Source organism: Photobacterium gaetbulicola (assembly GCF_003025515.1).
Classification (GTDB): domain Bacteria; phylum Pseudomonadota; class Gammaproteobacteria; order Enterobacterales; family Vibrionaceae; genus Photobacterium; species Photobacterium gaetbulicola.
The window spans coordinates 1-22739 of sequence record NZ_PYME01000003.1 but is presented as its reverse complement, the minus strand read 5'-3'; the positions used below and the strand labels follow the sequence as shown (position 1 = coordinate 22739).

Annotated in this window: 19 protein-coding genes, 2 tRNA genes and 1 riboswitch; of the genes, 14 read left to right on the top strand and 7 right to left on the bottom strand. The window is 49.3% G+C overall.

The features are described 5' to 3' along the window. The first annotated feature begins 199 nt into the window (after positions 1-199). From tauA to C9J03_RS03085, 3 genes are read left to right on the top strand one after another with little or no spacing between them, the layout of a single operon-like run. Positions 200-1222 (top strand): taurine ABC transporter substrate-binding protein, encoded by a 1023-nt coding sequence (tauA, locus tag C9J03_RS03095; RefSeq protein WP_052829666.1) that lies wholly within the window; start codon positions 200-202, stop codon positions 1220-1222. Positions 1223-1251: 29 nt separating this feature from the next. Beyond that, positions 1252-2106: a taurine ABC transporter ATP-binding protein gene (locus C9J03_RS03090; protein ID WP_039457857.1), complete on the top strand. Its 855-nt coding sequence runs from the start codon at positions 1252-1254 to the stop codon at positions 2104-2106. Beyond that, positions 2103-3098 (top strand): ABC transporter permease subunit, encoded by a 996-nt coding sequence (locus tag C9J03_RS03085; RefSeq protein ID WP_231580603.1) that lies wholly within the window; start codon positions 2103-2105, stop codon positions 3096-3098. Before C9J03_RS03090 ends, C9J03_RS03085 begins: the two co-directional genes overlap by 4 nt. A 482-nt stretch (positions 3099-3580) precedes the next feature. Here C9J03_RS03085 and C9J03_RS03080 read toward each other — a convergent pair whose 3' ends face one another. Continuing rightward, positions 3581-4216 (bottom strand): alternative oxidase, encoded by a 636-nt coding sequence (locus C9J03_RS03080; protein ID WP_044621650.1) that lies wholly within the window; start codon positions 4214-4216, stop codon positions 3581-3583. 423 nt (positions 4217-4639) lie between these two features. Here C9J03_RS03080 and C9J03_RS03075 point away from each other — a divergent pair, with 423 nt between their 5' ends. From C9J03_RS03075 to C9J03_RS03065, 3 genes are all read left to right on the top strand, one after another. Next, positions 4640-5647 (top strand): substrate-binding domain-containing protein, encoded by a 1008-nt coding sequence (locus tag C9J03_RS03075; RefSeq protein ID WP_044621649.1) that lies wholly within the window; start codon positions 4640-4642, stop codon positions 5645-5647. A 256-nt stretch (positions 5648-5903) separates the two neighbouring features. Further along, on the top strand, positions 5904-6137 hold the full coding sequence (locus tag C9J03_RS03070) for a hypothetical protein (RefSeq protein WP_044621648.1): 234 nt from the start codon (positions 5904-5906) through the stop codon (positions 6135-6137). A gap of 247 nt (positions 6138-6384) precedes the next feature. Then, complete coding sequence (locus C9J03_RS03065; protein WP_044621647.1) at positions 6385-6747, top strand: hypothetical protein; 363 nt, start codon at positions 6385-6387, stop codon at positions 6745-6747. A gap of 48 nt (positions 6748-6795) precedes the next feature. Here the strand turns inward: C9J03_RS03065 and edd are convergent, their stop codons facing one another. Both edd and C9J03_RS03055 read right to left on the bottom strand, forming a co-directional pair. After that, positions 6796-8592, bottom strand: a complete 1797-nt coding sequence (gene edd / locus C9J03_RS03060; RefSeq protein ID WP_044621646.1) for a phosphogluconate dehydratase — start codon at positions 8590-8592, stop codon at positions 6796-6798. Then, on the bottom strand, positions 8589-9158 hold the full coding sequence (locus tag C9J03_RS03055; RefSeq protein ID WP_044621645.1) for a gluconokinase: 570 nt from the start codon (positions 9156-9158) through the stop codon (positions 8589-8591). The genes edd and C9J03_RS03055 overlap by 4 nt, the downstream gene beginning before the upstream one ends. A 213-nt stretch (positions 9159-9371) precedes the next feature. Here C9J03_RS03055 and C9J03_RS03050 point away from each other — a divergent pair, with 213 nt between their 5' ends. From C9J03_RS03050 to C9J03_RS03040, 3 genes are all read left to right on the top strand, one after another. Beyond that, positions 9372-9989, top strand: a complete 618-nt coding sequence (locus C9J03_RS03050) for a bifunctional 4-hydroxy-2-oxoglutarate aldolase/2-dehydro-3-deoxy-phosphogluconate aldolase (RefSeq protein ID WP_044621644.1) — start codon at positions 9372-9374, stop codon at positions 9987-9989. Positions 9990-10115: 126 nt separating this feature from the next. Further along, a complete protein-coding gene (ascF, locus tag C9J03_RS03045) occupies positions 10116-11603 on the top strand; it encodes a PTS cellobiose/arbutin/salicin transporter subunit IIBC (protein ID WP_044621643.1) in 1488 nt (495 codons plus the stop codon). Between the two features lie 98 nt (positions 11604-11701). Then, positions 11702-13132, top strand: coding sequence for a 6-phospho-beta-glucosidase (locus C9J03_RS03040; RefSeq protein WP_044621642.1), 1431 nt, complete (start codon positions 11702-11704; stop codon positions 13130-13132). Between the two features lie 110 nt (positions 13133-13242). Here C9J03_RS03040 and C9J03_RS03035 read toward each other — a convergent pair whose 3' ends face one another. Beyond that, complete coding sequence (locus tag C9J03_RS03035; RefSeq protein ID WP_044621641.1) at positions 13243-14157, bottom strand: D-alanine--D-alanine ligase; 915 nt, start codon at positions 14155-14157, stop codon at positions 13243-13245. Between the two features lie 176 nt (positions 14158-14333). On the opposite strand from C9J03_RS03035, the gene C9J03_RS27080 reads away from it, so the two are divergent. Then, positions 14334-14468: a hypothetical protein gene (locus C9J03_RS27080; protein ID WP_276329423.1), complete on the top strand. Its 135-nt coding sequence runs from the start codon at positions 14334-14336 to the stop codon at positions 14466-14468. A gap of 71 nt (positions 14469-14539) precedes the next feature. Here the strand turns inward: C9J03_RS27080 and C9J03_RS03030 are convergent, their stop codons facing one another. Further along, positions 14540-16126 (bottom strand): Na+/H+ antiporter NhaC family protein, encoded by a 1587-nt coding sequence (locus C9J03_RS03030; protein WP_044621640.1) that lies wholly within the window; start codon positions 16124-16126, stop codon positions 14540-14542. Positions 16127-16209: 83 nt separating this feature from the next. Beyond that, a riboswitch (Lysine riboswitch) is annotated at positions 16210-16380 on the bottom strand. 186 nt (positions 16381-16566) lie between these two features. Between C9J03_RS03030 and C9J03_RS03025 the strand changes: the two genes are divergently transcribed. Beyond that, positions 16567-18480, top strand: coding sequence for a BCCT family transporter (locus tag C9J03_RS03025; protein ID WP_082060522.1), 1914 nt, complete (start codon positions 16567-16569; stop codon positions 18478-18480). Positions 18481-18528: 48 nt separating this feature from the next. Here the strand turns inward: C9J03_RS03025 and C9J03_RS03020 are convergent, their stop codons facing one another. Beyond that, complete coding sequence (locus C9J03_RS03020) at positions 18529-20025, bottom strand: alkaline phosphatase (protein WP_082060521.1); 1497 nt, start codon at positions 20023-20025, stop codon at positions 18529-18531. A 229-nt stretch (positions 20026-20254) separates the two neighbouring features. Beyond that, on the bottom strand, positions 20255-21379 hold the full coding sequence (locus C9J03_RS03015; protein ID WP_044621639.1) for a M14 family metallopeptidase: 1125 nt from the start codon (positions 21377-21379) through the stop codon (positions 20255-20257). A gap of 173 nt (positions 21380-21552) precedes the next feature. On the opposite strand from C9J03_RS03015, the gene C9J03_RS03010 reads away from it, so the two are divergent. From C9J03_RS03010 to C9J03_RS03000, 3 genes are all read left to right on the top strand, one after another. Further along, entirely contained in the window at positions 21553-21996 is a 444-nt protein-coding gene (locus tag C9J03_RS03010) for an NUDIX domain-containing protein (RefSeq protein ID WP_044621638.1), read from the top strand. 127 nt (positions 21997-22123) lie between these two features. After that, positions 22124-22214 (top strand) — tRNA-Ser (locus C9J03_RS03005). 42 nt (positions 22215-22256) lie between these two features. Beyond that, a tRNA-Asp gene (locus C9J03_RS03000) sits at positions 22257-22333 on the top strand. The last annotated feature ends 406 nt before the right edge of the window (positions 22334-22739 follow it).

Sequence of the window (22739 nt, the reverse complement as noted above, 5' to 3'; positions counted from 1 at the left end):
CAGCCTTTTTTGATCGTATTTATCGCATCCAGCCAATATACCACCCTGTAAATGGTGAATTTTTCAGGGTTTTGAGTTGCACGCTTTATGAGCATGGCCATGGTGCAGATCTGGCCCAATAAACCTCTGAACTGGCACTACCGAAAGGCAGGCGAGATTCGTAGTGTTATCACTAATCCATCGACAAAAGGAAGTGACTATGACTCGTAACACGACATTTTTCGGGATGAAAGAATTAGCTTTGGTGGGCGTTATGGCAGCAACGCTATCGAGCCCAGCAATGGCAGCGAAAGAGGTAACTATCGGCTATCAGGGGATGTTTAACCCGATGAAATATGCCATTGACCAGAAGTTGTTTGAAGACGCTACCGGCTATTCAATCAAGTGGCGCAAGTTTGACTCGGGGGCCAGAGCAATAACGGCAATGGCTTCGGGGGCGGTCGATATGACCGTTGCTGGCTCGAGTCCCATCGCCAGTGCTGCCAGTAACGGTATTGATATGGAGTTGGTATGGGTGATGGAAAACATCGCCGATGCCGAGGCTCTGGTCGTTCGCAAGGGCAGTGGTATCTCTTCACCTTCCGATCTTAAAGGCAAAACGCTCGGCGTTCCTTTTGTTTCAACGACACACTTCCACATGCTGTTCGCGCTGGAGCAATTTGGTTTAACTGAGAAGGATGTCAAGCTGGTCAACATGCAGCCCGGTGCGATAGTAGCCGCCTGGCAGCGGGGTGATATTGATGGTGCATTTATCTGGGATCCTGCGCTTGGCACCATTAAGCAAGATGGCGAGGTGTTGATCACTTCCAAGCAGCTGAGTGCGTGGGGCAAGCCGACCTTTGACGGGCTGATCGCCAGTAAGTCCTTTACCCAAAGCCATAGCGGCTTTGTCACAGAGTTCCTAACCGTTCTCGCCAAGACGGACGAAGAATACCGTTCAAACAAAGAAGGCTTTTCGGCTGACCACCCAATCGCTGTCTCGGTAGCAAAGCTTACCGGTGGGAAAGCAAGCAATGTCCCCGAGGCTATGAGCCTCTATGAATTCCCAACTGTTGACGATCAGTTGTCATGCCAGTGGTTAGGCTGTGAAGCCCAGGGCGGAGCAGTAAAAGCGCTGGAGGCGACCTCTCAGTTCCTGTTGCAGGAGAAAAAAATCTCTGGTTTGCAGCCTGACTACAGTGTTTTCGTCAATCCGAGCTATGCCGCGCAAATAGAGCTGTAACCGGCCACTTGGCAACAAGGAGGGAAAGTATGGACAAGGATAAAGTGCTGGAAATTCATGATGTGTCTGTGGTTTACGATGATCGTAACGGGGGAGAGCCCGTGACCGCGTTATCAGGTGTGAATTTGAAAATCGAGCAGGGTGACTTGGTGGTTGCATTGGGAGCCTCAGGTTGCGGTAAAACGACATTGCTGAACTTGATGGCCGGTTTCATCCAGCCATCAGCAGGCTACCTCACACTGGGTAATTCTGAGGTCGAGGGGTTACCACGGGTCACAATGGGACGGGATATCGGTGACCAAATTGTTGGCCCTGGTGCTGAACGAGGAGTGGTATTCCAAAAGCATGCGCTTTTCCCCTGGCTAAATGTTATTGAAAACACCGCTTTTGGTTTGAAACTGCAAGGGGTTCCCGAACAGGAGCGACTGGAGCGGGCAGCGAAATACCTCAAATTGGTTGGCTTAGAGGATTTCCACCAGCATAAGGTTTACCAGCTCTCCGGCGGCATGCAGCAGCGGGTGGGCATCGCTAGGGCGCTGACAAACGATCCCAGTATCCTGCTGCTTGATGAGCCTTTGGGGGCGTTGGATGCTTTGACCCGTGAAACCTTGCAGGAGCTGCTGCTTGATGCCTGGCAGGCGACCAACAAAATGATGTTCTTCATTACCCACAGTGTGGAGGAAGCATTGTTTATGGCCTCGAGGCTGATCGTCATGTCCCCCCGTCCCGGAAGGATCACCCATAGCTTTGAGCTGGATTTCAACCGCCGCTTTTTGGCGTGCCGAGACGCGCGGGCCGTCAAATCGATGCCGGACTTTATTGAGATGCGGGAAAAAATCCTGTCGATCATTCACCAAGATGAAAAGCCGGAGGTTGCAGCATGAACAATACCGTTGAGCAAATCGATGCTGACCATAACGTATTGAGCCCAGTAAAAGTCACTGGTGATGCCCAAGAAATGTTGCATGAGGTTGTGCCTGCCAAAAAAACAGCACCACAGCCACACTACAGAGATACCGTCGGACAAGACGGCGAACTACCGTTAGCCCCAAGGCTTATTCTCGCGCTAAAGAAACGTACTGAGAAGGCACCGAATTATTATGGTGAGCCGGGGCAGGGGGACGCGAGGCTTGTCTCAGTGATTTCTGTCATTGGTTTTATCTGCCTGTGGGCATTGGTCACCGAAGCGGGATGGATTAAACCGTTGTTTCTGCCTTCTCCTATCTCGGTGGTAGAGCGGCTGGGTGATCTGGTGGTAAATGGGTTCTCCGGCGTGTCGCTGGGCGAGCACCTGCTCGCTAGTTTGACCCGCGTGTTTGGCGCGTTTGCCTTGGCAGCGATAACGGCCATCCCATTAGGGATTTTGATTGGTACCAATGTGTGGGTGAGAGGAGTGCTGGATCCATTAATCGAGTTCTATCGCCCGTTACCTCCGCTTGCCTATTTGCCGTTGGTGATTATCTGGTTGGGAATTGATGAAACCAGCAAAATTACCCTTATCTTCCTGGCGATGTTTGCGCCGATTGCGCTAAGTGCCAGGGCTGGAGTGTCATCGGCCAAAAGCGAGCAAATTCAAGCGGCATACTCGATGGGGGCCAGCAAATTTCAGGTGCTTTACCATGTGATTATAAAGAGTGCGATGCCGGAGATTTTGACCGGCTTACGGATTGGGATCGGTTTCGGTTGGACGACCCTTGTAGCGAGTGAGATGGTCGCGGCTCAAGCGGGGATCGGGTATATGGTGCTCAATGCGGCGGAATTTCTGGTAACTGATGTCGTCATTGCCGGGATCATCATAATAGGCTTGATAGCTTACTCTTTTGATCTATTTATGCGCTGGTTAGAGAAGAAACTGGTGCCATGGAAGGGGTATTAATCTGTTAGCCCACTTGAGAGCGCCAGCCTTGTACTTGTAGGTGCTCCTAAGGTAGTAAAAACGACATCAAAGCATCCCGAAACAGTCATTCTATGCTGCGATGATAAAGAGGCTAAGAACCAGTGCCTGGCTATAGGTACACAACGAAGACTCATAACGTTAGGTTCCTTTCTATTGGCCACCCTTGGGTGGCCTCTTTTCTTTAAAATGCAATATCGATGACTTAATTGTTTAATCTTCTAAGCACATACTTCTCCCGCTTTTTGCACTAAGGCCATTCTGTATGGGTGGCTATGAGTACTTTCACTATTTTCGCGTTTTATTGAGACAGTTGTTCGCCGCTTCAACCACTGCTATTGGTTATCAACGAAAGCAATGGCTTGAGCGGTTTTTTTATTTTTTCTGATCTTTGAAGCGTTGCGGGTAGATTTGAAAAAGGTGGTCATTTGAGCGATTGACCACCTTTCGTTTAGAGCGGGAAATTAGTTCTGGTGAGCCGGAAGCGACTTGCTCTCATAAGCATCGGCAAAGCCGTGGTTCCTGTCTCGGTGACCGGCTTCGTCTTCTCGGATACGCAAGACGACATCCCTTAGCTTGGCATTGGCCGGGAGCTGGTAGTATTCAATCGCAATGTCCGGTGCCGGCGTGTTTTCAACTTCTCCGGCATCAATTTTTTCGAGGTACTCAGTGTAGCTTTTACAGGCTTCTTCCTCGAAGTAGCCGACCACGCGATGGGCAATCCGTGATGACAGCAAATAGATAAAGCTGTACACCACAAGAAATACACCTTGCCCAAGCAATACCAGCAGTCTCTCTACCCAGCTTGGTTTGGCAATATCAAGGAAGATCATCAGGTGCATTCGCTCGTTCTGCGCTTCATCAAGCAGTTCTTTGATCCAACCTGCATCATCCCGCATCCGGCGTAATGATTTCAGGTGGTTGAACATACCGGCGACCATGCCCGGTACCGCAGCGATGGTTTCAAGGATAACGGCACGCTTGGCATATTTCTTTCCATAGAAGAGATTAAGGGAGAACTTTAGAAATTGCGTAATGAGTAATGCAATACGCTCAGAGACTTTGGTAGCGCTCTTATGGGTAAGCTTGAAGTCTGACATGGTGAATCTCCTATTTATTATGATGTATTTTATTGCTTGGCAATTAAAATATTCTCACAATATATAAACTATTCCTGTAACCATCTGTGTCGTTCAATCAAATACCAATGAACTCAGTAAATCATTATGTCAGGTGTAAATAACCCTTTAAAATTAGTGGTTTAAAGTTTTATATAACTATATGAAGAGGCTGGAGAAAGTGATTTTTGAAAATGTAACATGCATTTTATGCTATGCATGCTGGGTATAAATATGTAGCAATATCCATTTAAGCTCAATGGTTATTGAGACAGTCATGAGCCCTTACTTACTCTCTCCATAGTTACTTTGCTTATTGAACTAAGCAAGAGCATTGCCTTAGTACAGGTCAAAGTGATATGTTACTGTAACATTTCAAATCTAGCTGTAACTTATCCTATTGTTATGACACAAGAACAACGAAAAGCGCGTCCTACTCTGCAAGATATTGCTGACCGTGTCGGCATCACCAAAATGACCGTGAGTCGCTATATGCGCAATCCTGAATCTGTGTCGGCCAAGACAAGGGATAAGATCGCCGAGGTGGTAGAAGAGCTGGGTTATATCCAAAACCGCGCGCCAGCCATGCTGTCGAAGTCTTCCAGCAAGGCGATAGGGGTGCTGCTGCCTTCATTGTCGAACCAGGTATTTGCCAGCTTCGCACAGGGTATTGAAGCGGTGACTAACGCCAACGGTTACGAGATCCTGATTGCCCACTTCAGTTACGATGAAGAAATTGAAGAGCGTAAAATTGCCTCCCTGCTTTCTTATCAGGTCGATGGCCTGATCCTGACCGCTACCTCGCACACCGAGCGCACGCTGCAGATGATCAAAACTGCCGGGGTGCCAGTGGTGGAAGCGATGGAGTTACCGAGCCACCCTGTCGATATGGTGGTGGGGTTGGATCATATCCACGCATCCTATACGGCAGTGAAAGCCATGCTTGATAAGGGCAAGCGCCATATAGCCTACTTTGGTGCCCGCTTGGATACCCGAACCAAACTGCGTATGCAAGGCTATGACAAAGCGATGGAAGAAGCCGGTTTGCCGAAATACCACATCCTGACCCATGAACATTCCAGCTTCACTCTTGGTGGAGAGCTGCTAAGCCGTGCCTTGGCAGAGTGCCCGGAGCTAGACGGCGTGTTCTGTACCAATGATGATATCGCCATTGGTACTATCCTGGCCTGTAATGAGCGAGGTATTGAAGTACCCCAGCGGATCAGTGTCGTTGGTTACAACGCTTTGGATATCGGCCAGGCTATCACCCCGCGTCTGACCAGTATTTACACCCCACGTTACCAAATTGGCGAGAAGAGTGCGGAGCTATTGCTCCAGGCGCTTGATGGCAAGCGCAGCGAGCGGAATATCTTTGATATGGGCTTTACCATCAGCCGCGGAGAAAGCTTGTAGAGAATTAAGTAATCAATAAAAGCCATATAATTAAATCTGGAAATATTATGTTTCCAGGTTTAATTGACCTTTAAATTACGATTCTATCATTTACATTTAACCTATTATCTTAATAGTTTTAGGACTAACTTATAGAGTTAGTCATGTCTTTCATTATAAATGTGCGATACCTCCATGAGTTTATAATTTTATTTTGTGTACATTCAATTAATAGGTAAGGTTAATTTATTACTTGAGTATTGGATGCAAAGCATTTATGGAAGTTAGAATTACAATTAGTGGAATTGGTGCAGGGCTACCTAAAATGCCTGTTGGTGTTAACTTAATTTCAGGATGTTATATTGAGACAAAACCAAATAAGGGAGGTGCAGCAGCCCGAAAATATGGAATTATTGATAGCCTCTCGATTGGAGGTGAGTCAAGTACTTTGATATTTGGGTATGCACAAACGGAATGGATGACAGTAAAAAAAAGAATCTTCACTCAATAAGTTAAAGTATGAAAATTTTATTGGAAAATTGGTTGACGTTGAAATAAAAGGGACATCTTTTGGTTCTAGTAAGGGTGATGTTTGCTTAAAAATAATTAATGATATTGGTAACTCTGAAACGATATTTGATAAATTCAATATTAAATTGGATGCTTACCAGTTATCGTCAACAAAGATAAGAGGTAAAGTTAGAGTCCAACCACTTAATAGCAAACATGACTAATCAAAGGCTTTAAGGTTTGTTGATATGTATCTAAAAATATCTAATTATATAAATAACTTACTTTTGTTTTGTCAGTTTTTTGTTCTTGGAGGTTTGGCTTTTGTCATGATGTCCCGTGAACATTTTGAGGATATTGATAAAGGTGCATTTGATACCAGCAACTTGTTAATGGGGTCATTATTTGCCGATATTTTTGTTAGAAGTGAGTCTGTTTTTCTAGTAGCGATATTCTTTATATTGACTATATGCAAAGAAAAAATTTTGACTTCAATGAAATTGAAAATAATGAGTAATTTTTCTTTTCTAGCAATACTTCTGCTTTTCTCTATGTCTATAGTTTCAGCATTATACAGTTTTAATAATTATGTAATTCATAATTTCAGCTAAGAGCCACCTATTGAAGTAGGTGGCTTATTACCTAGCGATGTTGTTGCCTTAGAACAAGAAACTCGCCCCTTCGTCGGCAGCGCCGACATTTTCCCGCATCACCTTGAAGATATCCCTTCCCCAAGTAATTTGGCTGGCTTCGGTATCGAGTTGAACCGGCTGGCGTTGGTCAAAATCAACCGCGACTTCCAATAGCCCGGTGCTGCAGTCAAGCTTCACGATATCGCCATCGTTGATCATGCCGATGGCACCGCCGCGCAGCGCTTCCGGTGACACATGGATAGCCGCCGGGATCTTGCCTGATGCGCCAGACAAGCGACCGTCGGTCACCAAAGCGACCTGGTGGCCGGCTTTTTGGATATTGCCAAGGATTGGCATCAACTTGTGGAGTTCCGGCATACCATTGGCTGCAGGGCCATTGTGACTGACAACGATGACACAGTCTCCGGTGAACTCACCGGCCTGGTAGGCCGCTTCTACGTCATGCTGGCAGTGGAAAACCTTCGCTGGCGCTTCAATGAACTGGTGTTCCTGTTTGACCGCAGAGACCTTGATAACGGCCTGGCCCAGATTGCCTTTGAGTACTTTGGTGCCGCCAGTTTGGCTGAATGCCTTGCCGTTGGCTGCGATCACTTCTGCGTTGCGGCTCTCGCCAACAGGTTGCCATACCAGCTTGCTATCAGTGATAGCTGGCTGGGTAAGCTGGTCGGCAAACTCACCAAATACCGTTTTCACGTCTGAGTTAAGTAGGCCACGCTCATGCAGGGTTTTCATCAGAGCTGGCACACCGCCCGCTTGCTCGAAGGCATTGATATCTGCTGGGCCGTTCGGGTACATCTTGGCTAATAGCGGCACGATATCAGATAGCTCGCTGATATCATCCCAGGTAAGGACAAGTCCGCCAGCGCGGGCGATTGCCAGCATATGGATAGTGTGGTTGGTGCTTCCCCCCGAGGCCAGCAAGGCCACTACGCCATTGACCAAGTTCTCGGCAGTGAATACGTCAATAAGAGGGCGGTAGTTAGGTGAGTCCGCTGTCATGGATGCCAGTGCTAGGCTGGCGTGCTCGGTCAAGGCTGAGCGCAAGTCAGTGTTGGGTGCCACGAAAGCCGAGCCCGGCAGCATCAAGCCCATGGCTTCGAAGACCAACTGGTTGGTGTTGGCTGTGCCGTAGAACGTACAGGTGCCACCGGAATGGTAGGCTTGGCACTCCATCTCTAGCAGGGCGTCTTTGCCTACTTCACCGGCGACATACTGTTGGCGAACAGCGACTTTTTTATCGTTGGTAATGCCCGTTGGCATTGGGCCTGCCGGAATGAAGGCAGTTGGCAAGTGAGCGTAGCTAAGCGCCCCCATCAACTGCCCCGGGGCAATTTTATCGCAAATGCCCAGTAGCAGTGTGGCATCGAATACATTGTGGCTCAGCGAGAAGGCCGTCGCCTGGGCAATTAAATCACGGGAGAACAGCGACATATCCATACCCGGCTGACCTTGAGTTACCCCGTCACACATGGCGGGTACACAGCCGGCGATTTGTGCGGTATGGCCAAGCGATTGCAGCGCCGACTTGATTTGATCCGGGTAGTTTTTGTAAAGCTGGTGGGCACTTAGCATGTCATTGTATGACGAGACAATGGCAAGGTTGGCACGGGTGAAATCGAGGATCTGCTGCTTGTCCTGTTGGCAGGAAGCGGCTACCGCGTGGGCAAGGTTGCCACAAGATAGGCTAGTACGCCCCTTTCCTTGCTCTGCCTGTTGTGTGATCTTGGCTTCAAAACTCGAGCGATGTGCTTGGCTGCGGGCTTTGATACGTTCGGTGATCAGGGTAATGGTTGGGTGGATCATGCGATGATCTCCTGGGTGGTAGCTGGCATTGATTGTTCTGTCTTAGCTTGTTTTGTGTCAGCTTGCTCGGTCAGTGCTGCGACAGCGCTGTCCAAAATGGCTGCAATGCTCTGGTCAATGTCCACGGTGATAACGTCTGTTTCATCAACAGGCGTTTCAAGCACGGCAAACTGGCTGGCGATCATGTTTTCTTTCATGAAGTGCCCCTGGCGGAGACGGATACGCTCCCTGATCACTTCTTGAGACCCAGCCAGATACAAAAAGGCTAAATTGTGATTTCCTTCACGTATTTGTTCCCGGTAACATTTTTTCAGTGCCGAACAGACAATAACGCCGGTTTCATTCTTGCTTTCAATACTGAATGCGGCATCGCGGATCCGCTCAAGCCAAGGCTCACGGTCTTGGTCGTTTAGTGGTTCCCCTTGGGCCATTTTCAGGATGTTGGCTTTCGGGTGCAGGTCATCACCATCAATAAACTTACCCCCAATGCGCTGGGCAAGTTCATAGCCGATAGTACTTTTCCCTGATGCAGACACTCCCATCACTATGATGCTTTTCCCCACCATATAAGCTCCTTGAATCTTTTTCTGATCTGGATCTCATTTTTCAGATGATCTTCAAAATCGGGTTTATTTTACCAATGTTATTGGTAACATGTTACCCGTAACTTGGGTGGTTGTGAACCACTGAATCAAGAATTCATCAAAACACCATGTTCAGCACAGCAACAAATTTGTTCCGCTATTAGAGAACGGCTGTGCCATGGAAAGGGGAGAGAAATGGAACAGACGATTGAAAGCAAGCTAAGTGCGATGAAGGTCGTGCCAGTCATTGCTATCAAAGATGCCGACCAGGCAAAACCACTGGCCAAGGTCTTGGTAGAGAACGGTTTGCCGTGTGCCGAAATTACCTTCCGCACCGAGGCCGCTGCTGAGTCGATTCGCCTGATGCGTGAAGCTTACCCAGAAATGCTGATTGGGGCCGGTACCGTGTTGACGACCGAGCAGGTCGATCAGGCGATTGATGCAGGGGCGGACTTTATTGTGAGCCCGGGGTTGAACCCGACTACGGTGGCGTACTGCCAACAGAAGAATGTGGCAGTCATTCCGGGTGTCAACAACCCGAGTCTGGTGGAACAGGCGATGTCGCTTGGCCTGAAAACACTGAAGTTTTTCCCAGCGGAGCCTTCAGGTGGCATTGGCATGCTAAAAGCGCTATCGGCGGTTTATCCGGTTGAGTTTATGCCGACGGGCGGTGTTAGCCCTGCCAATGTGGCGGACTACCTAGCTCTGGAGAAAGTGATTGCTTGTGGCGGCACCTGGATGGTTCCGAACAACTTAATTGACCAAGGCGATTGGCAAGCCATTGGTCAACTGGTGAGTGAAATCAACCAGTAAGCAAAATAACAAATTGATGGTCACCAGAATTTACATTTTATCGGGTGACATTTAACGCATTTTATTGGGGAATAGGCCGCAAATTACGCTAGCCAACTATTCTCCGTACACGCAGGAGTTGAGAAGATGTCGAAAGAATTCAGCGCGGTAGCCCGCTCGGTCGTTGAAAAATTGGGGGGGGCCAATAACGTTGTTGCCCTTACCCATTGTATGACCCGTCTACGTTTCGTATTGAAAGACGAAGCAAAGATTGATGCCGCAGCCCTAAAAGGCGTGAAGGGTGTAATAGGTGTCGTGCACAATGGTGACAAGTGTCAGGTGATCATTGGTAACAATGTGGCTGCTGCCTACAAAGAAGTGATGAAGCTGTGCAACTTCGATGGCGCGCCTTCTGAAGATACACCGGCACCTAAGGTTAAGCTGACGCCGAAAGTAATCGGTGCCAAAATGCTGGATGCGCTAGTTGGCACTATGTCACCATTGATCCCTGCGATTATCGGTGGCTCGATGGTAAAACTGGCTGCCATGTTGCTACTGATGTTCAACATCTACGAAGCCGATGACTCGACAATCATTTTGCTAAATACGATTGGTGACGGCGCCTTCTTCTTCCTGCCTATCATGGTTGCGGCATCTGCATCGATCAAATTCAAAACCAATATGTCGCTGGCAATTGGTATTGCCGGTGTGTTGGTTCACCCTAACTTTATTGACTTGATGGCTCAGGCGGCAGATGGTCGTGCAGTTGAGCTGTTCGGTATTCCTGTGACGTCTGTTCGTTATACCTACACGGTTATTCCAGTCCTTATTATGACCTGGATCCAGTCGTACATTGAGCGTTGGGTAGACAGCATCACGCCACCTGTGACGAAGAACTTCCTGAAACCAATGCTGATTGTATTGATTGCTGCGCCAATCGGTATCCTGCTTGTTGGTCCTATGGGTATCTGGATCGGTACTGCAATTTCGACGTTGGTATACACAATCCACGGTGCATTGGGTCCACTGGCTGTTGCTATCATGGGGGCACTATGGCCGCTATTGGTACTTACCGGTATGCACCGGGTATTTACACCAACAATCATCCAGACCATTGCTGAAACAGGTACAGAAGGCATGGTAATGCCATCGGAAATCGGCGCGAACATCGGTATGGGTGGTGCGTGTCTGGCTGTTGCATGGAAAACCAAGAACATCGCACTTAAGCAAACTTCGATGGCAGCGGGTGCCTCTGCACTGATGGCTGGTATCTCTGAGCCGGCACTATACGGTGTATTGGTTCGCCTGAAACGCCCTCTTATCGCGACGCTTATCACTGGCTTTATCGTTGGTGGCCTTGCGGGTATGGCGGGAATTGCAAGTCACTCAATGGCAGCACCTAGCCTGTTCACCAGTGTCCAGTTTATCGACGTTAACGACCCGATGAGCTTGGTATGGGTACTGGGTCTGATGGCGCTATCAGTGGTTCTGTCTTTCGTACTGACGCTTGTCCTAGGCTTTGAAGATATCCCTAACGACGAAGATGAAGCAAACCCGACGGCAGCAAAAGAGTCAGCGCAAGAAAATGCTGAAGAAGGTGAAGCACCAGTGCCAGTAAAACCTGCAACAGCCTAGTCTTTCATAACGAGTAAAACGAGCCACCTCTAAATGAGGTGGCTTTGTAACAATTCGCGGTAACGTGCGGTAATTAGCGAAATAACAAGAGGCAAACCATGTCTGATATTAAATTCCCGGAAGGGTTTCTATGGGGCGGCGCGATTGCGGCAAACCAATCTGAAGGTGCTTACCGTGAAGGCGGCAAGGGGCTAACCACCGTCGATATGATCCCTTACGGTGAAAACCGGATGCCGGTTAAGCTGGGCCAAGTTGATAAAGTGGAATTGGACGCGGACGAATTCTACCCGAGTCATCAGGCCATTGATTTCTACCACCGTTACAAAGAAGACATTGCGATGCTGGCCGAGATGGGTTTCAAAGTGTTCCGCATGTCGATTGCCTGGGCACGTATTTTTCCAAATGGTGATGAAGAAATCCCGAACCAAGCGGGTATCGATTTCTACCGCTCGGTATTCGAGGAGTGCAAGAAATACGGCATCGAGCCACTGGTAACCCTTTGCCATTTCGATGTACCTATGCACCTTGTCAACGAGTATGGCTCTTGGCGCAACCGCAAGATGATCACGTTTTTTGAGCGCTATGCCCGTACCTGTTTCGAGGCATTTGATGGCCTAGTGAAATACTGGCTGACGTTCAACGAAATCAATATCTTGTTGGCTAGCCCATTCTCTGGTGCCGGTATCGCTTTCCAGGAAAGCGAGAACCATGACCAGGTTAAATACCAAGCGGCTCACCATGAATTGGTTGCCAGCGCATTGGTAACCAAAATTGCCCATGAGATCAACCCGGAAAACCAGGTCGGTTGTATGCTCGCTGGTGGTCAGTTCTATCCGTATTCATGCAAGCCAGAAGATGTCTTCACGGCCATGCAAAAAGATCGCGAAAACCTGTTCTTCATTGATGTCCAGTCACGCGGCTACTACCCGTCATACGCCCAAAAGGTGTTTGATGAGAAAGGCGTGAAGCTGGATATCCACGAAGAAGACTTCGAGATTTTGAAAAATACCGTCGACTTCATCTCATTTAGCTACTACGCCTCTCGCTGTGCGTCTGCTGATATGAATGAGGGCAACACCAGTGCGGCGAATGTGGTGAAGTCGATTAAAAACCCGCATTTGGAAGCCAGTGACTGGGGATGGGTTATTGACCCGCTAGGCCTACGTATCACTATGAATTCGCTGTATGACCGTTACCAAAAGCCATTGTTCTTGGTTGAAAATGGTTTGGGCGCCAAAGACACCATCGATGAGAGCGGTGAGATCAATGATGATTACCGTATCGATTACCTGCGCTCTCATGTTGAAGCGATGAAGGATGCAATTGCCGACGGTGTACCTTTGATGGGTTATACGCCATGGGGCTGTATTGACCTAGTGGCGGCGTCGACGGGTGAAATGAGCAAGCGTTATGGCTTTATCTATGTTGATCGCGATAACGAAGGCAACGGTAGTTTGGATCGGACCCCCAAGAAATCCTTCTACTGGTATAAGAAAGTCATTGCGAGCAATGGCGAAGATCTAGCTTAAAACTGAACGGGTTTAACGCCGTTTAGGTTAGATGTGTTCTGTTGTCTGAGGGGAAAACTCTGACAGTTTGCCGGTAAGGCCCACTCTGCTCTTACCGGCTTTTTTGTATATTATTTCACAACATCAAAGGTTGCACTTTCGAGCAACGCAGCGATGGTGTCTTCGAAGCTCATGCCGGCTTCTTTGGCTGCCATCGGGAAGACACTGCGGGTGGTCATTCCCGGCACCGTATTCATTTCGATTAGCCAGATCTTTCCTTCGTTATCGAGGAATGTATCAACTCGTCCCCACCCTCGACAGCCTAGGGTTTTGTAGGCTGTAAGCGCAGCTTCCTGCATGGCTTTTTCTTGTTCTGCCGTTAAGTCTGATGGGCAGTGGTAGGTTGCACTTTGATCACCGAATTTGGCATTCCAGTCAAAGAAACTATCTGATTTGATTTGCACAACCGGCAGGGGCTTGCCATCAAGGATGGCGCAGGTGTATTCACGGCCGGTGATGAACTGTTCGACGAGGATGTCATCGTCGTATTCAAAGGCATCAACCAGGGCATTGAACAGTTCTTCCGGAGAGGAAGCTTTAGACACGCCGATACTGCAGCCTTGGTTCAGTGGTTTGACAACTACCGGGTAGGCAAGGTCGGCCAGTGTCGTTTTGATGGTATCGGTTGGCGTGTGTTTGCTGACCTTGATCCAGTCTGCCGTCGGGAGGCCATTAGAGCGCCAAACTTCTTTGGTCTTTAGTTTGTTGAGGGAGATAGACGAAGCCAATAGGCCACTGCCGGTATAGGGAATCTTGAGTAGATCCAGTAACGCTTGGATATGTCCGCTTTCTCCCATCCCGCCGTGAAGGGCAATGAAAACCTTGTCGAGGTTGAAGAAGCCCTGCAAGGTGATGTCTATGTGTCGAGGATCGATCTTGATAGCCTCATGGCCCAATGACTCAACGGCATCGGCAATGCAATTGCCAGACTTTAATGAGACTTCGCGTTCGCTAGACTCACCCCCATATAATATTCCGATTCTCATGGTGTTGTTCCGATTAAGCTTTACTGTGGAAAGTCGTCAAAGAAAGATCGAGCAATTGCATGCTCGTAAGTGATTGTATAAAAATAAATTTTTAAGTCGCAGATTGCTTGATATTAAATCATGCGTATAGTGCGCGGTGGCTTATTGTAATGATTTGTTATAGAGGGGGAAATTGTATGCCCAATAAATTTGACATTGTGCATAACTTTTCCTTCATGGCAGAGCGTGATGGCTCTTTTTTGACCTGTGGATCGGGCACCGATGTGGCAGGGGGGATGTTGTTACGACTCTCTTTTGGCGAACAAGCTTAGTCATTCAGCAATATCATATAAAAAAAGAGCAAGGCCATGGCCTTGCTCTGAGGTGGGACTGTCGGTGTGCTTTAGCTCGTTATAGGTTCGGCAGCCATAATAGGTTTGCTCTTGCGTACGGCAAAGGCGCAGAATGCCAAGAACCACAGGCCGCTCACTGCCACACCCGCCCATGCCGAGTGGGTGTAGCCAATGGCGAGGTAACCCAGTAGGGCACCGAAAGCAACCGAACAGGCGTATGGTAGCTGGGTCATAACATGGTCCATATGGTGGCAGCCGGCACCGGTTGCCGACAGAATACTGGTGCTGGAAATTGGTGAGCTGTGATCGCCAAATACCGCACCGGCCAGTACCGCCGATAGCATTGGAAGCAGTAGTGCGATGTCGCTGGCAGCCGCAATGTCACCGGCTAGCGGTAGCATGATGCCGAACGTGCCCCAACTGGTGCCGGTCGCAAAGGCCATGGCACAAGATAGCAGGAAGACAACGGCAGGCAGTAGCTCAACCGGCAGGTTGCCGTTAGACATTGAAGCTAGGTAGATGCCGGTTTGCATATCGCGTACAACCGCACCAATCGTCCAAGCAAAGAACAGGATGATAATCGCAGGCATCATGGCTGAAATGCCTTGCGGGGCTGCTTTCATCCAGCTGCCTGCATCTAGCTTCAGACGCAGGGCAAGAGCGATAGACACCACCAAGCTGCAGATCGCACCGTATACTAGCGATGAGCCGACATCGGTGTTCTCAAACGAGCCAATCACGCTGAAGGCTTCGCCATTGGCAGCCAGTACATCGGCACCTGACTGTACCATGAAAAAGACGGTAGCCATCGTCAGGGTCAGGATAGGCAATACCATATCGATCATACCGCCCTTGGCCGACTCCGGCGCTTCAACGTCCAGACCCGCTGGTTTGCCTTTCGATTCATCCCATAGCTTGCCTTCAAGCGCCCACTTCTCATGCTTGCGCATTGGGCCGATATCGAGCTGGAATGCGATCACACACAGCACCATCACCAGCGTGAACACGGCGTAGAGATTCATCGGCATCATCTCAACAAATGCCGATATTGGGCTCTGATCGGTCACGCCATGCGCCACCATGATGCCGCCAACGAGGGCGATGATGTAGGCGCCCCATGATGAGATAGGCATCAGTACACAAACCGGAGCTGCAGTGGAGTCCAGCAGGTAGGCCAATTTCGCGCGTGAGATATTGAAGCGGTCGGTAACCGGACGGCAGATAGCACCTACTGACAGGCTGTGGAAGAAGTCGTCGATAAAGAAGATGAAGACCATCAGGCCGGTGAGAGATTTGGCACTGCGGCGATCCTTACAACGCACCGCTGCCCAGTCGGCAAAGGCCTGCGTTGCACCGGAAACACTCATCAGACTGATCAGTGCGCCAAGCAGCAGCATGAAGATGATCATATTGACGTTATCGCTGTTCATCGCGCCGTCGACCCACACAATGGCCAGCACTTTTCCAACCAGGTACTGCATTGACTCCAGCGGAGAATATTGATTTAGCATCATTGCACCGGCAAAGATACCCGCTCCGAGGGAGAGCAAAACCCGCCTGGTGGTGACCGCAAGGATAACAGCCAGCATGGCAGGGACAACGGACATTAGCGAGTCCGAGAAATCGACAAGGTTCATGATCTCATCACACCTATAAGTTTCAGGTGGAGATCTACCAAAAGGAAGTGTAACTAAGACGCAGAAAAAGAAGACTCGTTACCCCTTCAGGTAGCGCTCCATAGGTAAATACTATGGCAGTTCTGTGCCTATTCGACACAGACCCAGCGACTGAGTTGATAGCTGCAGTCACTTCGGCGCTGACTCCTTTCTCCGGCTTCACAGGTATCACCCTCTGCTCGGTTACTCTTAGGCAGCGCGCCTCTACTGATTTAGGGTTTATCACCGTTAATCCTACTGGATTTGGGCAATAAGTCTAACATTATATACGGCTGAATAATTATGTCAGCTAATAATCAGCTTTTTTCATCTCTACCATTAGAATCTTGGTTTGAAGCGTTGGCCCTTTCCTCGGATTATCCAATTTACCCATTGCTGGGTTTTAACTTTAAGGAGCTAACGTGTTTTCTCGCAAACACTTTGAGTTGATTGATAAACCAACGTTCTTCGGGGCGTTGGGGATGTTGATCTCGGTTGTGGTACCTTTGCTGCTGTTTCCGGCGCAAGGGGCGGAATGGATTGCAATTGCCAAAACTTTTATGACCGATAAGCTCGGTTTTCTGTATCTGGCACTTGGTGTCGGTGCATTTTTCTTTATGATCTATATCGTTTTTTCCGATATCGGACAAATCAAGCTCGGGGACCCCGATGAGCAGCCGGAGTTCACGACGGCATCGTGGGCGGCCATGCTGTTCTGTGGCGGGATCGGCGCCAGTATTCTTTACTGGGGGACGATAGAGTGGGCGTATTACTATCAGGCCCCCCCGTTCCAGTTAGAACCTGGCAGTGAAGAGGCGGTTCGCTGGGCGGCAACCTATGGCTTGTTCCACTGGGGGCCGATTGCATGGTCTATCTATTTGGTGCCAGCGCTGCCGATTGCCTATTTCTTCTATGTCCGCAAGCAGCCTGTGCTGAAGGTATCGGCAGCCTTGATGCCGGTGATCGGCGAAGCCCGCAGCTATGGCTGGCTGGGTAAAGTTATCGATGTGCTGTTTATCTTTGGCTTGCTCGGTGGCGGCGCCACGACACTGGGCCTAGCTGCCCCGTTGATCACCGAAGGGGCCAACTACCTGTTTGGCGTACCGAAAGATACCGTTACTCAAATTATCGTATTGATGCTCTGTACCGCGATCTTTGCTTACTCAGCCTATGCCGGTATGGAGAAGGGCATTAAGTTACTGAGTAATATCAACTTCTGGGGTGCTTTGGGGCTGTTGGCCTTCATTTTAGTGGCCGGGCCGACGATTTTCATGCTGGAAACTGGCTTGGATTCATTGGGCCGTATGTTGTCGAATTTCTTTGTCATGGCGACATGGGCGGAGCCATTCGGTGGCTATGGTACATTTGAAAATACCCATTTCCCACAGGATTGGACAATTTTCTACTGGGCATGGTGGCTAGTGTTTGCCCCGAGCATGGGCTTGTTTGTGGCGAGGATCTCCCGTGGCCGTACGATTAAGCAAATGGTCACCGGGTCGATTTTCTTCGGTTCAATGGGCTGTTTCCTGTTTTTCATGATCTTGGGTAACTATGGCCTGTCGCTTCAGCTTTCCGGGGCGCTGGATGTGGTTGGCATTCTGAATTCAGAAGGTGCGACCAAAGCAATCTTCTCTATTCTTGAGCAGTTGCCGTTTAGCACCTTGGTCATTGCAGCCTTTACCCTGCTTTGTTTGATATTCACAGCCACAACGTTTGACTCGATCTCTTATATCTTGGCATCCGTTGTACAGAACAACGTGACTGAAGATCCGATGCGCTGGAACCGCTTGTTCTGGGCGTTTGCCCTGTCATTCATGCCATCTGTATTGTTGTTTATGGGCGGTCTGTCGACATTGCAAACGGCAGCTATCGTAGGCGGTTTGCCATTACTTGTTATTGCCGTGATGTTGATGATGTCGGCAGTGAAGGCGGCAACGCTCGATTTGACCCACCAGGAAGGCTACGAGGATCCGGTGATCAACATTGAGGAGCTGCCAGATGTCGACCCATGGTCGAAAGAGGGGATGGCACTGTCGAAATTCGAGGAGCTCAAAGAAATCGCCATGGCGGCGGCAGAAGCTGAGCGAGAAGCACTGTATAAAGTGTGGAAGCTGAAGAAGAAAATTCGCGCTGAAGCGGTGGCCAACGGTGAGTCCGGGATGGACTTTAGTGATGCACCGCAAGAGCGCTTGGATCAGCTCCAGCAGTTGATGGATGATGCCATGACAGCAAAAGAGAACAAGCTGGTGGCCTCGGAAGAAGCGCAGGAAGCCCGTAAGGTGTTCAACGAGCTGATGCGAACCCGCCTTGAGGCGATGGTTGAGCAAGAAGCATAATTGTTCAGGCCCACTGACATTGCAACCAGTGGGCCTTGTTTTTTACGATTACTGGCTAATGAGCTCTTTCATTAGATCAAACACGTTAGTGTTATCAATATAATCACCATTAGCGCCAGTGTTGTTGTACTTATCGGCATATTGCGGGTCGTTGCCGTTTACATATTTATTGATCAACTCAGTGCCGGCACCTTTGAGGTAGACACGAACCAGCTCATTGGTGTGGTCGCCGCTGTAGTATTTCACGGTCGGCATTACGTGCTTGCCCGGGTTTTCTACCGGGGCATAGGCATTTTGGTCTGAGCTACCCCCCAGTACATAAGAGTTGCCGTGGTCGGTCGTTACGATAAGTAGGGTCTCTTCCCAGCTACTTTCTTTTTCGACCCAGTCAGCGACGGCCTGTACCGAGTTATTGAAATCAACTTGCTCTTCGATGATCCGTGCGGTGTCATTGGCGTGTGCTGCCCAGTCTACAGCTCCTCCTTCAACCATTAAGAAGAAGCCATTTTCATTTTGGTTGAGATAATTAAGAGCTCCTTGAGTCATTGTTTTCAGGCTAGGTTGATTGGTCAGAAATGGGCAGCCGTACGCTGTTTGTTTTTGTTCGGTGGTACAGTTTGAGCGGTTTTGTTGCAGGGTCGAGTCGTTTTGGACCAATCCAAACAGCGGTCCCTCCATTGTGTTGGCATCGGCCGTGTTGTTCGCCAGGCGCTCAAATGCCTCTTTGCTTTCGATTAGTGTCCAAGGCAGGGAAGCGCCTTCGGCAAACATCGCTCCTTCTTTGAGCATCCGCCAGTCGTTTTCGCTGAGGTATCTGTGATTATGAGTCGTGTGCGGTATGCCGTTTTTGTCAAATTCAGGGTGGCCCGCCCCCATGATCAAGTCAGCCATACCGCCGGTTAGCATCTTGTTACCTAAGATGGCGTAATCATTGCGACTGGTGTGTTGGGCACCAAAGACTGCGGGTGTGGCATGGTTGAATTGGACGGATGTTACGATACCTGATGAGCGGCCGCTACGACGTGCTACTTGAGCGATGGTTTCAAGTGGTTGGCCACAATAATCAACACTGATCGCGCTGTTATAGGTTTTTCGGCCTGTTGCCAGCGCCGTGCAAGCGGCTGCGGAATCCGTCGCGTTTTTGTTGATGTAGCTGTAACCCGCAAAAGGCCGGGTGTAGTTACCTGCAACTTCATCAACAATGGTATCGTCCCAGACTTTGTCTGCCTCATAGCCGGCTTCTGCCGTTTCCTGCTCCGCACAATCTGTCGGATTGCTACTGGTATTGAGCGGGAAGGTGGTCATTGCCAAGCGCGTATCGATATCAACATAAGGCGCGACATCGTTTAGCTTCTCGCCATGGGTCCAATAAGTCGAAATATCCCACGCTCCATCACTGGCTCCGTCGGTGATCATCAGAATGACATTTTTAACTGGGGGAACCGTGCCCTCTTTCGCGTCGCTGTCGCCGCTGGAGTTACATCCTGTGATAAGAGCGGCGCCTACCAATAGTGCAGTGCATGATTTATGTGTCTGAAAAAACATATCTTTTTACTCCCTGATAAGATGGTTGGAATTTAACCGTAGGAGTGTGACGACTGTGTTAACAAAACTGCAGGTGACGCTGCAAAACGAAATCTTGTTGATCTGGATCCTCTGATTGGCGGAGTTCACCAAATTGACCGCTTGCCTTAATCTGATGGTAACAGCGAGTGTGTTCACGGTTGCTATCGGTGAGCGATGACGACTCGACACTTTGTCTCTTACAGGCCCTTTAGATTTGATCGATCACAGCCCACACCGCAGCCAGCACATCCTGGCCAAAAGCAACACTGCGCTCAGGCGACCAGCCATAAAACTCATCGGGATGGCTGATGTGATCTTTAAATGGCATTTCGATAGTGTAAGACAGGCACTTGAACTGCTCGGCAACCCAGTTGGAGCCAATTGTCAGGTTGGCTTTGCCCGGTTCGTCTTTGTCGTAACCGTGGGCAACCTGAAATTCGGGCGTAATGGTCAATAGGGCTGCCTTGAAGGCATTTTCTAAGGCTGCGTGGTGCTCATTGTAGGATGGGATCCCTTCGCTGCCTGCGACGAAGTTATAAGGGATGGCCTCGTCGCCATGGATATCGAGGAACATGTCGACACCCGTAGATAGCATACACTCACGAACTAGAAAGACTTCCGGGCTTTTTTCCATGGATGGCGTTTGCCACTCACGGTTTAGGTTGACCCCAATGGCATTGGTGCGCAGGTGGCCTCGGATGCTGCCATCCGGGTTCATGTTGGGCACGATATGGAACACCGCTTTGTCGAGCAGAGCCTTGGCGACGGTGTCGGTATCATCAAGCAGGCGCTGTAACAGGCCTTCAATGAACCACTCGGCCATGGTTTCGCCTGGGTGCTGGCGGCCGATGATCCAGATGTTTTTTTTCTTGTCTGATGGCTCACCAATGGTCAGCAAGCTCATGTCGTTGCCATCCAGGGTAGCTCCCAGGGTTTCCAGCTTGCAGCTGAATTGGCTTTGCGCTTGATGCAGTAAATCTTGATGGCGGTCGTAGCTGTATGGGGCGAAGTAGGCAAAATACATCGAACCGTATTCTGGGATCACCTTGAAGCTTAGGGTATCGCCGTCAAACTCTGCAGGAATACGGAACCACTCTTCTCGATCGTATGAGGCGACAACGTCATAGTCCTGCCAACCTTCTGGGTAAGCGGATTTGGCCAAGTTTAATATTGAGAACTGGTGTTGTTGCTGCGGCTTGCTTTCCAGGCGGAAATGGAACCATTGTGCGATGTCTGACTGGTTATCGGCAGGGATAGTCAGCTGGATGTTGTCTGGCAAATCGGCACTGACGATATGGATGTTACCACTTTCGAAATTGCTGAAAATTTTCATTGTTATCAATCTTATGTTTGTTGAGTTGAAAAGAGGTTAGCAATAACTATAGCCTCTCTGAAGCAAATAACGGTTACTGAGTGTTGATAACCCTGCCGCGAACACAGTAAGGGCTTCTGACTGTTAGTCTGCTGGGGTAACATGGGAACAGAAATGATAAACAGGAAAATAGAGTGGCTTTTCATTATGTAGCGCGAGGCTTGATCCGTGATGGCGGTCATATCCTTTTAGTCAGGGCGATTGGCGATAACATGACTTTCTTGCCCGGAGGGCATATAGAGTTTGGCGAATCGGCACCGGTGGCATTGGCGCGTGAACTGTTTGAGGAAGCATCGATAAATGCCAACGTCGGCGCATTTATCGGGGCTGCTGAAAATGAGTGGTTTCTCAATGGTCAACCACAGGCTGAAATCAACTTGCTGTTTGAAGTTGAAACGGGTTTATCGCATAGAAATCCTATAGCTTCCAATGAAGCATATCTCGAGTTTTTCTGGGTGCCTTGCAAAGACATTGAGTACTGGAACTTATTTCCTGAGTCTCTACGACAGTTAGTGAAACAAAATCGTCTCCCTAAACAAGCTTTTTGGGGGACAGGAATCTCGCTAAAATCAGAGTGATTCTTTATTTTTGAGGGTTTTTTGTCGGTTTTCGTAAAGTTTGAGGCTGTTTGTATAATGTGTGACCAAACGGGCGGTTTGGGGGTTTACACAAACCAATAAGCTTTATATTATACGCCGCACTTACGGAGAGATGGCTGAGTGGTTGAAAGCACCGGTCTTGAAAACCGGCATACGTTAATAGCGTATCTAGGGTTCAAATCCCTATCTCTCCGCCACATTCTACAAGTTGGGTTAGTTACCGAGCTTGGCAAAGAATTGGAGCGGTAGTTCAGTTGGTTAGAATACCGGCCTGTCACGCCGGGGGTCGCGGGTTCGAGTCCCGTCCGCTCCGCCACTACACTGAAGCCCTTGTCGAAAGACGAGGGCTTTTTTGTATTTACCGCTCCCGAAAGTGCTACGCACTTTTGTCTGCGGGCCGGGGTGCCGGACCATCGAGTCCATCCGCTCCGCCACTACACTGAAGCCCTTAACTAGGCGTCCCCGACGAAAGACGAGGGCTTTTTTGTATGTGTTGAATTTAGCGTCAGTTCTGCGAACTGATGAGTCCCGCTGGAGCGCCAGCCCGGCCGTTCCGCCACTACAGTGAAGCCTCGTCAGAAATGACGAGGCTTTTTTGGTGCGCCGAGCATGGCGTTGTTCTAGGAGGTGAAAGTCCTCTACGGGCTCAGTCGAGCGAGAACCGTTAGCCTATGCAAGGGTGTCCACCGTGAGGTGGGATCTGAAGGAAGCAAACGGCAAAA